At 38.3% G+C, this 13,806-nt stretch carries 11 protein-coding genes and 1 pseudogene; 4 read left to right on the top strand and 8 right to left on the bottom strand.

Going from position 1 to position 13,806, the window contains the following annotated elements; genetic code table 11:
• Nucleotides 1–71 precede the first annotated feature (71 nt).
• Nucleotides 72–692, bottom strand: a complete 621-nt coding sequence (locus tag DXB54_RS04015) for a helix-turn-helix domain-containing protein (RefSeq protein WP_009242236.1) — start codon at nt 690–692, stop codon at nt 72–74.
• Between the two features lie 526 nt (nt 693–1,218).
• Between DXB54_RS04015 and DXB54_RS04010 the strand changes: the two genes are divergently transcribed.
• The 4 genes from DXB54_RS04010 to DXB54_RS03990 all read left to right on the top strand — a co-directional run bounded on the left by DXB54_RS04010 (nt 1,219) and on the right by DXB54_RS03990 (nt 4,646).
• Nucleotides 1,219–2,361, top strand: a complete 1,143-nt coding sequence (locus DXB54_RS04010) for an XRE family transcriptional regulator (protein ID WP_021361841.1) — start codon at nt 1,219–1,221, stop codon at nt 2,359–2,361.
• The gene (locus DXB54_RS04005) at nt 2,354–2,560 is read left to right on the top strand and encodes an excisionase (protein WP_002341493.1); all 207 of its coding nucleotides are present in this window, start codon (nt 2,354–2,356) and stop codon (nt 2,558–2,560) included. Before DXB54_RS04010 ends, DXB54_RS04005 begins: the two co-directional genes overlap by 8 nt.
• Before the next feature lie 78 nt (nt 2,561–2,638).
• Nucleotides 2,639–3,832, top strand: coding sequence for a site-specific integrase (locus tag DXB54_RS04000; RefSeq protein WP_021361840.1), 1,194 nt, complete (start codon nt 2,639–2,641; stop codon nt 3,830–3,832).
• A 181-nt stretch (nt 3,833–4,013) separates the two neighbouring features.
• Complete coding sequence (locus tag DXB54_RS03990; RefSeq protein ID WP_243104732.1) at nt 4,014–4,646, top strand: DUF1648 domain-containing protein; 633 nt, start codon at nt 4,014–4,016, stop codon at nt 4,644–4,646.
• Here the strand turns inward: DXB54_RS03990 and DXB54_RS03985 are convergent.
• The 7 genes and pseudogenes from DXB54_RS03985 to tet(O) form a co-directional block, all read right to left on the bottom strand.
• Nucleotides 4,608–5,729, bottom strand: coding sequence for an IS1249 family transposase (locus tag DXB54_RS03985; RefSeq protein WP_117582137.1), 1,122 nt, complete (start codon nt 5,727–5,729; stop codon nt 4,608–4,610). The two genes, DXB54_RS03990 and DXB54_RS03985, sit on opposite strands and share 39 nt — an antisense overlap.
• 232 nt (nt 5,730–5,961) lie before the next feature.
• On the bottom strand, nt 5,962–7,242 hold the full coding sequence (locus tag DXB54_RS03980) for an amidohydrolase family protein (protein ID WP_117529001.1): 1,281 nt from the start codon (nt 7,240–7,242) through the stop codon (nt 5,962–5,964).
• Between the two features lie 54 nt (nt 7,243–7,296).
• Nucleotides 7,297–9,183, bottom strand: coding sequence for an ABC transporter ATP-binding protein (locus DXB54_RS03975; RefSeq protein ID WP_117761253.1), 1,887 nt, complete (start codon nt 9,181–9,183; stop codon nt 7,297–7,299).
• A gap of 18 nt (nt 9,184–9,201) precedes the next feature.
• The gene (locus DXB54_RS03970) at nt 9,202–10,947 is read right to left on the bottom strand and encodes an ABC transporter ATP-binding protein (protein ID WP_117761255.1); all 1,746 of its coding nucleotides are present in this window, start codon (nt 10,945–10,947) and stop codon (nt 9,202–9,204) included.
• Nucleotides 10,948–10,994: 47 nt separating this feature from the next.
• Nucleotides 10,995–11,429: a MarR family winged helix-turn-helix transcriptional regulator gene (locus DXB54_RS03965; protein WP_158550875.1), complete on the bottom strand. Its 435-nt coding sequence runs from the start codon at nt 11,427–11,429 to the stop codon at nt 10,995–10,997.
• A 57-nt stretch (nt 11,430–11,486) separates the two neighbouring features.
• Nucleotides 11,487–11,685: pseudogene (locus tag DXB54_RS03960) on the bottom strand (cysteine-rich KTR domain-containing protein).
• A 51-nt stretch (nt 11,686–11,736) separates the two neighbouring features.
• Nucleotides 11,737–13,656, bottom strand: coding sequence for a tetracycline resistance ribosomal protection protein Tet(O) (tet(O), locus tag DXB54_RS03955; RefSeq protein WP_118694314.1), 1,920 nt, complete (start codon nt 13,654–13,656; stop codon nt 11,737–11,739).
• Between the last annotated feature and the right edge of the window lie 150 nt (nt 13,657–13,806).

Below are 13,806 nucleotides of genomic sequence, written 5' to 3'. Positions count from 1 at the left end.
CACCATTGGTGGTGCTTTGCACTCTTGATCGGGCTTTTTGTTTGCTGTATCTTCTCGCAAGAGGAAAAAGATTACTCGTCCTCATCATCAAAATGGTTATTCCTTAATACTTCCCGTAACAGTTCCATATCCTCTTTTGAGTTCGGATTTATCATTTTCACGACTTGATAAGGTGTCCTATATTTATGTCCCTCTATGCTTTCCCCAAACATATCCATACTGTATAAATCATCATAGCGGTCTAGTAATTTTTGAAACTTCAAATGCTGGATAAATTCTTTGATTGGGTAAAGGTCGGACGCTTCAATGCTTTTCCCGTTGATATAGTCTGTAATGTATTCCCGTAACTTTTCCAACTCATATTCCAGCCATTCTTCCTCGCTGTCAAAGAAGTTATCATAGTGTCCGTGTTTCAGTTCTGCATTTAGACGTTCTTCTGTTCTTAAAAACTGACAGACTTCTTTTTCAGACTGATTGACATACTTCCATTCTCCCGATAATAATTCATTCGGCGTTACGTCCAGCACTTCCATTATCTTTTCCAGCGTTTCATAAGCAGGATAGTTCAACCCTCTTTCAATCTTGGAAAGGCTCTGCATATTGATACCGATTTTGTCCGCAAGTTCCTGTTGTTTCATTCCCCTAAATTTTCTTATGGTCTGTATATTATTTCCTAAATGGCTTATTTTCATTGCACAACCCTCCATATCTCGTTATATCTTCACTGTTATAAGTCTATCATGCTTAATATGATTTGTAAAGACAAAAAAAGATATTGACAAATAAGCATATAAGAATTACTATGCTATTGTGAGTGAATAAGCACAATAGCATGAAATACAAAAACATTCAAAAAGAAATACCCATCTGATTAAACCCGTAGATATGAATATTGGTTGAAATGGAACTTGTTAGAAAAGGCAAAACAGGACTTGCTGACAAAGTATTTCTGACACGGTGGCGGAAGCCTCTCAGGCTTACCGCCATGACACCTTGTGTCAAGGGGAAGAAATGCTTTGTCGGCTGGCGAGCCTGCGAGCCTTGACTGTGCCCCCGTTATCTAACAGGGGGGCACTATTTCACAAAAGACAAGTCAAAAACCATACAACCCCAAACCTGTGAGTAGTAATGAGAAGTTTTAAGAAGATAGTAATTTCACATTCTTTTGAATAGTGGTTTACAGGTATTTCAAGGCTGTTGTGGGATTGGAGGAATACAATGAACAATTTAGAATTTGCACTTGAAATGAAGAACAAACGTCTTGCAAGCGGTCTTTCACAAGGAGAACTTGCAAGTCTTACCCATGTATCAAGATATAGTATCAACCGCTTTGAGAACGGAAAAGCCAACGCAAGTAAAGAAACACAGAACATTATCCTGCGTTGTCTGAATTACTATGTCTGTGATAAGCCTTTTTATCTGCTCGTTGATTATCTGTCTGTCCGTTTTCCAACGACTGACGCATTAGAAGTTATCCGAAAGGTGCTTGGCATGAAAGCGGACTATTTTATCCATTATGACTATGGGTATTATGGCTATAAGGAGCATTATGCCTACGGGGAAATCAAGGTCATGGCTTCTGATGATGAACACATGGGTGTATTTTTAGAATTAAAAGGGGCAGGCTCACGCAACATGGAATATGTCTTACAGGCACAGAACAGGGATTGGTATTCATTTTTAAACCGCTGTCTTGACTGTGGCGGTGTTATCCGACGTTTTGACTTGGCAATCAATGATATGTGCGGTCTGCTGGATATTCCCGTTTTGTCTGAAAAATACAAAAATGGCGGTGCGGATTGTCGCTGTAAAAACTATGAAAATGTACAAGGTGGAAAACTAAGCGGAAAAAACCGTAATTTAGCAAGTACCCTTTATATCGGCTCAAAGGCAAGCACAAAATATTTCTGCCTGTATGAAAAACAAAAGGAACAGGCAACCAAAAAGAAACATACGGATATTATCAACCGTTTTGAAATTCGTCTGCGTGATAAAAAGGCAGTACAGGCAGTTGAGGAATTGTTATTGACATATAACCCTCATGGGTTGGTGTTTTACCTTATTACTGATTTTGTGCAATTTCCCGATTATCCGCTGTGGGAGATATTCATTTCCCATGACAGTTTACCTTTTGAAATGAACCCCGTACCTGTCAATATGGAACGCACTCTGCAATGGCTGGAAAGACAGGTCATGCCGTCAATCGTGATGATAGAGGAAATCGACAGGCTGACAGGCTCAAACTACATGAAAATGATTGATGAATGTACCAACCTTTCCGAAAAACAGGAAATGCTTGTAGAACAGATGTGTACGGATATAGCAGATGTAATCGAAAGTGAGGGGGTGTTTTATGAGTAATGCACAGGATATTCCCGTATGGGAAAAATATACCCTTACCATTGAAGAAGCGTCAAAGTATTTCCGTATCGGAGAAAACAAGTTAAGACGCTTAGCAGAGGAAAACAAGGACGCTGGCTGGCTCATTATGAATGGCAACCGCATACAGATTAAACGCCGACAGTTTGAACAGGTTATTGACAAATTGGACGCAATCTAATGCAAATGAGCCTTGTATGTGTTATGATGAACACAAGTCATATCAAGGCTCTTTCCAACAAGGAAAGGAGCAGACACCATGAAAGAAAAAAGACGGGATAGTAAAGGACGTATCCTGCATACTGGAGAGAGCCAACGAACAGACGGGAAATACTTATATAAATATGTAGACGCATTTGGAAACACAAAATATGTGTATGCTTGGAGATTGACACCCACAGACCCGACACCAAAGGAAAAACGGGAAAAACCCTCACTTCGTGAACTGGAACAGCAGATAAGACGGGATATTGAGGACGGTATCGACAGCACAGGCAAGAAAATGACGCTTTGCCAACTCTATGCCAAACAGAACTTACAGAGGGCGAATGTGAAGAAAAGCACACAAAAACAACGGGAACAACTCATGCGGTTATTGAAAGAGGACAAGTTGGGTGCTAGGAGCATTGATGCGATAAAACCCTCTGACGCTAAGGAATGGGCGTTACGCATGAAAGATAAAGGCTTTTCCTATAACACCATTAACAACCATAAACGCTCGTTAAAAGCGTCATTCTATATCGCCATACAAGACGATTGTGTAAGGAAGAACCCTTTTGATTTTAAGTTAAGTGAAGTCCTAGAAAATGATACCAAAGAGAAAGTCGCATTGACAGAGGAACAGGAACAAGCCTTACTCTCATTTATCAAGACAGACAATGTGTATCACAAGCATTATGATGATGTGCTGATACTGTTAAAGACTGGACTTCGTATCTCGGAACTGTGCGGACTGACAGTAGCTGATATTGATTTCAAGAATGAAGTTGTAATTATCGACCACCAGTTACTAAAGAGCAAGGAACAGGGCTATTATATTGAAACGCCTAAGACGAAAAGCGGAATAAGACAAGTGCCATTAAGTAGAGAAACAATACAGGCATTTCAACGGGTTATGAAGAAACGCCCAAAGGCAGAACCATTTGTGATAGACGGACAGAGCAATTTCTTATTTGTCAATCATAAAGGCAAGCCCAAAGTTGCGATTGATTACAACGCCTTATTTGTCCGTATGGTAAAGAAATATAACAAGCACCACAAGGACAATCCCTTGCCACATATCACACCGCATACGCTACGCCATACATTCTGCACAAGACTGGCAAGCAAGAACATGAACCCAAAAGATTTACAGTATATCATGGGACATTCAAACATTAGTATCACAATGAACTGGTACGCTCATGCGTCCATAGATACCGCAAAATCAGAGGTTCAGCGTCTAATCGCATAGAAGTATTTACCACGATTTTAACCACGCTTGATAGCGAAAATATAAGAAGATAGACCTAGATATGTGAGGTTTACCACAAAAGCAAAATGCCCGTAGAGCCTATAAAATAAGGCTTTGCGGACATTTAAGGAGATATAAAAAGATAGTCAAAAAGACATATATAATTTAATATAAAAATGATGTGGAAAATATAAAGAAGATTGCATATCTACGTACATTGGGAATTTCTATTGAAGATATACGAAATATTATATCCGAAAAAGTAACATTGCAGGAAATGCTTGAGAAGCAAAAGGAAGTATTAAAAAATCAGATTACTGATTTGAATAAGGCGAAACTCATGTGCGAAAAAATGCTGGATGAAGGAAGTATTAGTTATGAAAAATTACAGGTAGAACAGTATGTAACAGATTTTCATGACTATTGGAAAGATAATCGAACTGTTTTCAAACTGGATTCAGTCAGCTTTTTGTATATATGGGGAAGTATGCTTACCTGGACTATGATTACCGCACTATGCTTGATTATTGGGGCTTTGTCTTATTCTAAGTTGCCGACAGAAATTCCAGTACAATGGAGTAAAGGAGTGGCAACATCCCTAGTTAATAAAAACTGGATTTTTATTTGTCCTGTTATATGTATCATAATCCGTTATTTATTAAAACCTTTTATCTATGCGAAATTGCAGATGAACAATTATTATGGAGAAATTATAACAGAGTATTTGACAAATTATATGTGTTTTATGGGTTATAGGACAAAACGTGTTGATGGGTTAATCCCATTCAACAAACGTTCTGTCATAATTATGTAAATCACTCCATACAATGGCATCGCCCCAACTAGAAAGACTTTTTTCAAGTTTATTCTTTTCATTCATTTTTTGATATATTGCCGCAATGCTTTTATCGGTTGGCATAACATTTATTATTTCAGACAATGAAAGCGGTTCAGGCGAGTGCATATAGCACCACCAGTAAACCGCTTTTATTCTTCTTTCAACAGATAATCCTCTATGATTTCTAAGCATTTCCCTAAGTCTGGAATTGACACTGCCTTCAATTCTGTTATTGGTAGAAGGTGTGTTAAATTTGTCCCTTAATTCTTTGTCCAGATAAGTAAACAGCGTGTTTTCCCTGATAAGTTTAATTAATGACTTTTCTGCTTTCAGTATCCGTTCATGTGTAGGACGCCTGTTTCCATTTTCATCAACTGTCATTTCATTCAGGAAATCCTCATACTTATTTATCCATTCAATAAATCTTTTTATCCATAAATCCGCTTCTTCTTTTGTGTTTATTTTCAAGAGTTCTTTTGCCATGTTATATAGCTCTTTACCTGCCATTGAATTAGGTCTTGATGTCGTGTAACGCCTTACCTGGCAGAATACATGGAAAACGCATCTTTGGTGTTTTGCACCCGGCCATACTTTTTTGAGTGCCTTTGCAAACCCTGTTCCACCGTCAGATACAACCATTCTAGGTTCCGCTATACGTTTCATTAAAGCCGTCCATGCAGCGGCATATTCATATCTGCATAAATACCAGCCAAGGACATATTTATCATCACAACAGATTAAAATACACGCTTTTCTTCCCAGATAAATACCATCAAGATACAAGACATCCCTGCTGTCCTCGACTTTAGGCGGCATAGGCCATATATTCCAATATTTAGCGGTTTTGCGTCTGAATGTTCTTCCATCTCCGGGCATTGATGACTGGGATTCCTTTCCAAACAACCAATCCAAGAAGATTTGCAGTTCTTTGGCAGAGTTGTCTATTTTGTGTGTAACTGATGAATTGCATTTCCTGCAAAGCCAACGTTGTGACCCTGCTTTTGTCTTTCCAGCTTTAATACATTTATTTCCACATACAGGACAATTTACTTGATTCATTTAATCTTCCTCCGTTGTTGCTGTTTCAAGGAAGATTAAACCTTGTTTTTCCCTTTATTTGCAAGGGATGCAGGTGTTTTTATCAACACGTTTTGTCCACCCTCAAAGTTGTTTCAAAAAAGATCGAACCGCCCCCAGCCCTTGAAATTCAAGGGCTGAAGGCGGTTTCTATCAACACATTTTGTCCTATAGGTCTATATGAATAAAAAAGCCCCGCCGCAGCGGGGTTTTTTTATAGGAATTTATCAAGTTCAGTCTCGACACGCTTATTTATTTTAACTTTAGGATTTTCCATAATCGTTCCTCTTGCGACAACCATTTTTACATGTCGTAATGCTCTGAGGTCATCGAGTGGGTTTTCCTCGGTTACAATCATATCTGCACATTTATCTTTTTCGAGCGTACCGGTAATATCACCGATTCCCGCCATTTCGGCAGCTCTTGCGGTTGCCGTATACAGTGCAAACGCATTGGAAACGCCCGTATATTTGTGGAAATAATACAATTCTCTCCAGAAATCATACTGTGTAATCCACGGACATCCGACATCATTGCCAAGAACGACAGGTATATCATTTTCAAGTGCCGCTTTCGCACATGCAATTATTCCCTCAAACACAACATTTCCGTTAAACTGTTCAACTTCAGTTGCGTTGGTAATCGAACGATCAAACAATGCATACGGAAGTGCAGGCGAAATTGTTGTGCAAAGAAATGCTTTTCTTTCCTTGAATAACTTAATTGTATCATCATCAATTTTTGCACCGTGTTCAATTGAGTCAACACCATTTTCAAGAGCAACACGCACCCCCTGCGGAGATTCGACATGTGCAGCAACTAAATAGCCATTTTCATGTGCCTTGTCACAGACTACCTTTACCATTTCCGGAGACATTTTCAGTTCACCCGGAACACCTTTTTCTTTTGCGTCCATTACGCCGCCAGTAATCATAAGCTTTATCAAATCAACCTTTTCTTTTTCCGATTGCTCCAGATGTTTTAAGGCTGTATCTATACTGTCCGCCGCAACAGCAACAGAGCCAGCCATATGTCCGCCAGGCACGGAAATCCCTTCATTAGCGGCAAGTATTCTAGGTCCCATCTTTGTTCCTGCATTAATCTCATCTCTTAATTTTGTATCAAAACTTCCAAGTCCGCCAACCGTTCTTATTGTTGTCACACCGCTCATAAGCTCTGTTTTTGCAAATCCGGCAACCATACCGTATGCAATTGAACGCATAAGTGCATTTCCCATAAGTATTTTTACAAGTTTCTCATTATCACGCTGTTTTTTCTGCGGCTTGCCATTACCTGCAAGGTGAACATGCATATTTATAAGACCGGGCATAATATATCTGCGTTTTAAATCAACTTTTTCATATCCATTCAAATCCGTGCCTGCCTTGACAATATCCTCAATTTTATCATTGTCCGTAAGTATGACGAAGCCCTCTTTTACCTGCATATCTTTGGTTCCGTCAAGTATTTTTCCGTTAATATAAGCATATTTCATATTTTTATACCCCGTGTTTTTGAAATGTTTATTTAATACCAATTAATCAAAATCTTACGCACTGATTGACTTTCCTGTGTAAAGCTGATAGTATCTGCCTTTTTCTTCCATAAGCTGGTCATGTGTACCACGCTCAATAATTCTTCCCTGTTCCATAACCATAATACAGTCTGCATTCCGTACCGTAGAAAGACGATGAGCGATAACAAATGAAGTTCTTCCTGTCATAAGTGCATCCATACCACGCTGTACAAGTTTTTCTGTACGTGTATCAATAGAAGAAGTCGCCTCATCAAGAATAAGAACAGGAGGATCTGCAACTGCCGCCCTCGCTATTGCAAGAAGCTGACGCTGTCCCTGACTAAGGTTCGCACCACCGCCGGTAAGCACTGTGTTATAACCATCAGGAAGTCTTTTTATAAATCCATCAGCATTAGCAAGCTTTGCGGCAGCTATACATTCTTCATCAGCTGCATTGAGTCTTCCATATCTGATATTGTCCATAATCGTGCCTGTAAAAAGGTTGGTATCCTGTAAAACAATGCCCAGGCTTCGGCGTAAATCGTCTTTTTTAATATGATTAATATTAATTCCATCATAACGGATTTTACCATCCTGTATATCATAAAACCTGTTAATAAGGTTGGTAATTGTTGTCTTTCCGGCACCGGTAGAACCTACAAACGCAAGCTTCTGACCAGGTTTTGCGAACATTTTTATATCGTGAAGCACGATTTTGTCAGGATTATATCCAAAATCAACTCCATCAAATGTAACATCACCCTGAAGTCTTGTATACATTTCATCTTTGTTTGCAGCATTTGGTTTTTTCCATGCCCACATCTCTGTCAGTTCTTCAGTTTCATGGATTTCACCATTTGAATCATAACATATATTTACAAGTTCAACATCACCTTCATCTGTCTCTGGTACTTCATCACAAAGGTCAAATACCCTGCCGGCACCTGCCATAGCCATTACAATACTGCTTACCTGCTGGCTTATCTCTGTTACAGGCTGTGTGAAACTCTTGTTTAATGAAAGAAATGCTACAAGTGTACCAATTGTAAGTCCTGAAAAGCCGCTTAATGCAAGCACACCACCTACAAGTGCACACAAAACATAACTTATATTTCCTATATTTTCATTGATAGGCATTGTAATATTTGCAATTTTATTAGCATTGTTGGCACTTTCTCTTAACTTGTTATTAATCTGCTTAAACTGTTCAAGACTTTCCTGCTCATGACAGAATACCTTAACAACCTTCTGCCCTTCCATCATTTCCTCAATATAAGCATTTACTTTACCGATATCTTTCTGCTGTTCAATGAAATATCTGCCAGATGCAGCGGAAAGCTTTGATGTCACAAAAAGCATAATTGCAACCATAATAACAGATACAATTGTAAGTGGTATATCAAGAACTATCATACTTACAAATGTTGATACAAGTGTTATAAGTGAATTAAGAACCTGTGGAATACTCTGGCTTATAAGCTGTCTTAATGTATCAATATCATTTGTATATACCGACATTATATCTCCATGTGCATGTGTATCAAAATATCTGATTGGAAGTGATTCCATGTTAGTAAACATCTCTGTACGGAGCTTTTTCATAGTACCCTGACCAACATTTACCATAATTCTGTTATATCCGTAGGAACATAAAACACCCACTGCAAATATTGCTACAAGTTTTAAAAGAGCCTGTGCAAGCGGTGAATAATCAGGAACTGCCATCTGGGTAAGAGGCACAATGTAATTATCAATAAGTTTCTGTATAAATAAAGTTCCACATAATGTCGTAAGTGCCGAAACCAATATGCAAACGACCACCATGAAACATGCCAATTTATAATTTTTTACTATATAAGAAAGAAGTCTTTTTAATAATAAAAGCGGATTCTTCTCTTTGTTCTCATTTTTATTTTTCATGTCTTCCTCCTATTCTCACTATTCTGCCGATTCGTCGAAATCGCCGCCGCCCTGCATCTGAACTTCACAGATTTCGCGGTAAACTTTGTTATTTTCCATAAGATTCTCATGTGTATCAAAGCCACTGACTTTTCCATCTTCAAGAACAATAATTCTGTCGGCATCCTGAATACTTGAAATTCTCTGCGAAACTATAAGCTTTGTTGTTCCCGGAATTTTCTGGGCAAATGCCTGTTTGATTTTTGCGTCTGTTGCAGTATCTACAGCACTTGTCGAATCATCAAGAATAAGAACCTTTGGTTTTTTAAGCAATGCTCTCGCAATACAGAGTCTCTGTCTCTGACCACCTGAAACATTAGTACCGCCCTGTTCTATCCATGTATCATACTTCTTAGGCATTCTCTCGATAAATTCATCAGCACATGCCTGTTTACATGCCTCAACACAATCTTCATATGAAGCATTGTCATCACCCCATCTGAGATTGTCAAGTATTGTTCCTGAAAACAGGACATTTTTCTGTAATACTACAGCCACCTGATTACGGAGTGCATCCATATCATAAGTTCTTACATCTTTTCCGCCAACACATACAGAACCTTCAGTAACATCATAAAGACGGCTTATAAGGCTCACAAAACTTGATTTTCCGCATCCTGTACCACCAATAATACCAATTGTCTCACCTGCATTAATATGAATATCAATATCATGTAAAGTATCCTCTGTACTGTTTTTTCTGTATGAAAAATTAACATGATTAAAATCGATTCTTCCGTCTTCCACTTCTTCATAAGGTTTTTCCGGATTGGCAAGGTCCGCTTTTTCATTAAGAACTTCTGAAATACGCCTTGCACTTGCCGCACTCATTGAAACCATTACAAATATCATTGAAAGTATCATAAGTGCCATAAGCATGTTCATTACGTAACTGAACATTGATGTAAGATTACCAGTTGTAATTGAACCCGACACAATAAAATGTGAAGCAAACCATGACAATGCAACAATACATCCATATACAACAAGCATCATAGTCGGATTGTTAAATGCAAGAAATGACTCGGCTTTAACAAATGTTTTATAAAGATTATCTGCCGCTTTATTAAACTTTTTATTTTCATGCTCCTCACGTACAAATGCCTTAACAACACGGATTCCTGAAATATTCTCCTGAACGCTCGCATTGAGTTCATCATATTTTTCAAAACCTGATGTAAAAACCGGTGTTACTTTATATATAATAAAGAAAAGTACAAATCCTAAAAATATAAGTGCAACAAGAAATATAATACTTAATCTCGGACTTATTATTACACACATTGTAATACTGCAAATCATCATGAGAGGTGCTCTCACAACACTCCTTATTATCATCTGATAAGCATTCTGTACATTAGTTACATCAGTTGTCATACGTGTTACAAGACCTGCTGTACTGAATTTATCAATATTAGAAAATGAAAATGTCTGTATATTTTCATACATTTTCTCTCTCAGATTACACGCAAATCCTGTTGATGCTGCCGCCCCATACTTTCCTGCCTGTATACCACAAAAAAGGCTCAAAAATGCTATAATAAGCATTATTCCACCATAAATACCAACCTTTCTCATATCTCCGGCCTGTATTCCTTTATCAATTATTGAGGCTGTTATAAATGGAATAAGAATTTCCAAAAAAACTTCAACTGCAGTAAATATTGGCGTTATAATTGATTCTTTTTTATATTTGCCCATACATTTTGCTAATGTTTTTATCATATTTTTATCATTCTCCCTTCGATTAAATTCACCTTATAAGTCTACAGTCAGCATGACTTGATACTGTCATATACTTTCTGCAAAAGATTTCTAAGCTGTCCTTTTTCATCATCATTAAGTGCCTTTAAAAGTTCCCTCTCATTTTCATCCATTGAAGCTCTTGCCGTCTTGCATATCTCCTCACCTTTTGCCGTGAGCTTTACATGTTTGATTCTTTTATCATTTGAATCATAAAACCCCTCTATCATCCCATTTTTTTCCAGACGTGCAGCAATTCCTGCCATCGTTGCCTGTTTAACTTCAAAATGCTTTTCAAGTTCTTTTAGCGTTATCGTCTCATCGGCTGCCTCGCTGATAGTTGCGAGGACCTTAATCTGCGAAAGGGTGACATCATTGCACATCAACGTATTATTAGCCTTTCTTCCAAGTGCATCGTTAAGTCTCTTTATAAGTTCACCGCAATGCAATGTTTCTCCAAACATATGCTCATTCCTTTTCATAAAATTTGATAAATAGTTTCTTCTAGATGCTCTAATATATTACAAAAATAATCGGCTCTGCGTCTTAAGCGTCTGGCTCTTTGATGACAGTTATCTTCAAGTTGTCAACTTTAATCAATCTTTCTTGTCTGCATTTTGGACAATAAAGGGGATAATTCTCCAAAACAGTGTCCTTCCTAATTTTATTACGGGTTTTGCTCCCTCAAACAGGACACAATATCCATTCGCATTTCATCATAATTAGTCTCTAATCCTTTCAAATCTCATTTTATATGACTTTTGCAAGCTGTTAAGCTAACTTGTGGAACATATGCCGAACCTTATCTATACGGCTATTCGGGCGGCGGGGTTGGCAAATAAATTTACCAATAGCTGGCTGGTATCCTTTTAACTCTGTCAAGCAGACTCCCTGCCCATTTGTGAAATAAGTTAAATCGTTCCTGTATTCTTGAATACATCTAGCAGGGATTTCTCCTTTCAGAATGACCTCGTCATTCTTTATCTGAGTACTTACAATATCTGCACAATACCTTGGAGCATCATGATACGCCCGTGAGAGATATTCCTGCGGTGCATAAATTTCAAAGTGGAGATATGGCTCTAATAGTTCTGTCCCTGCTTTTTTTAAAGCCTGCTCCAATACGATAGGGGAAAGCAGCCGAAAGTCTGCGGGGGTACTTACAGGACTATAATACAATCCATATTCAAAACAGATTTTACAGTCTGTCACTTTCCATCCATACAGCCCCTGCTCGCAGCCATAAAGAACCCCCTCCATAACCGCATTTTGGAACGATTGATTTAAATATCCAAGTGAAACTCTGCTTTCATACTGCACTCCGCTTCCAATAGGGAGCGGCTCTATGGACAACCCGACAGAAGCCCAGAAAGGATTTGGCGGGACTTCTATGTGGATGGTATATTCTGCTTTTCTAAGCGGTCTTTCCATATATATAACAGTAGGCTCTTTTATTTCTGCCTCCACATGATATTTTTCCTCAAGGATGGCACAAATGACTTCCATCTGCACATTCCCCAAAAAAGAAAGTATAATCTCATGCGTTGTAGTATCCACATAATATTTTAAAAGAGGGTCGCCATCTGAAATTTCTGTAAGTGCCCCAAGCAATATTTCCCGCTGTTCAGGTTTCTTTACTGCAATCGTTGTTTGGAGCATAGGGAGAGGATTTTCAATAAATTTTCTCTGCGGCAACAGCATTTCGTTCCCCAAAATACTGTTTAGCTGCAAAACATCATTTGGTAAAATTACAATATCACCAGAGCAGGCTGTATCGGATGGATATAATTCACCGTTTGTCGGAACACACATCTCTGTGATTTTTATTTTCTCTTTTTCAGATATTCTAATAACATCCCTCAAATGCAATGTTCCGCTATATATACGCACATAAACAAAACGCCGCCTTTTCTCTGAATATTCAATCTTAAAAACCTGTCCGCATAATTCAGATTGACCTTCAGGCGTTGATGAATAAAATTTACTGGCAATCACTTCTATAAGCTGCCGAATCCCCAGATTGTTTTTAGCGCTTCCGTGATAAACGGGAAATAACGTTCCGTTTTGGAATCTCCTGTTTTCTTCCTGTTCCAGTTCTGACATTTTAAACGGTTTCCCTGACATATATTTCTCTAATAGTTCATCGTTTCCCATAATTACCGCATCCCACTGTTCCATATCGTCATTGTCCGTTACATTTATATGGGGATGCTGCCCAACCTTTTGCTTCACTATAATTTCCGAAGAAAGCTTTGCTTTCATTTCTTGATATACCATTGGCAAATCAATCCCCTCTTGGTCAATTTTATTGATGAAAAAAATTGTCGGAATCTTCATTGTCTGTAGTGCATGAAACAGTATACGGGTCTGTGCCTGTATGCCATCCTTTGCAGAAACTAATAATACTGCTCCGTCTAATACGGATAAAGAACGGTATACTTCCGCCAAAAAATCCATATGGCCTGGCGTATCTATAATGTTGACTTTTACATCCTCCCACTGAAAAGATGTCACTGCTGTCTGGATAGTGATTCCCCTTTGACGCTCCAAATTCATTGTATCTGTCCTTGTTGTGCCTTTATCTACGCTCCCTGGTTCTGCAATTGCACCACTGGTATACAATAAACTCTCCGTTAATGTTGTCTTTCCTGCGTCAACGTGAGCCAGAATGCCTAAGTTAATTATTTTCATGTGATTTTCCTCCTATCAACACCCAAAAAAGGGCATAAAAATACCCAGTGATAAATACTCCTATCACTGGGTAAATAACTCCAATAGCCCCAAAACACTTATATGTTTTCGGGCATATAAAATTACATGATAAAAGTATTCTTAAACTGG

Origin of the sequence: Coprococcus sp. OM04-5BH (genome assembly GCF_003482105.1) — a bacterium.
In the GTDB taxonomy this organism is placed as follows: domain Bacteria; phylum Bacillota; class Clostridia; order Lachnospirales; family Lachnospiraceae; genus Coprococcus.
The sequence above is the reverse complement of the archived record's forward strand: the minus strand, read 5'-3'. Positions and strand labels throughout refer to the sequence as shown.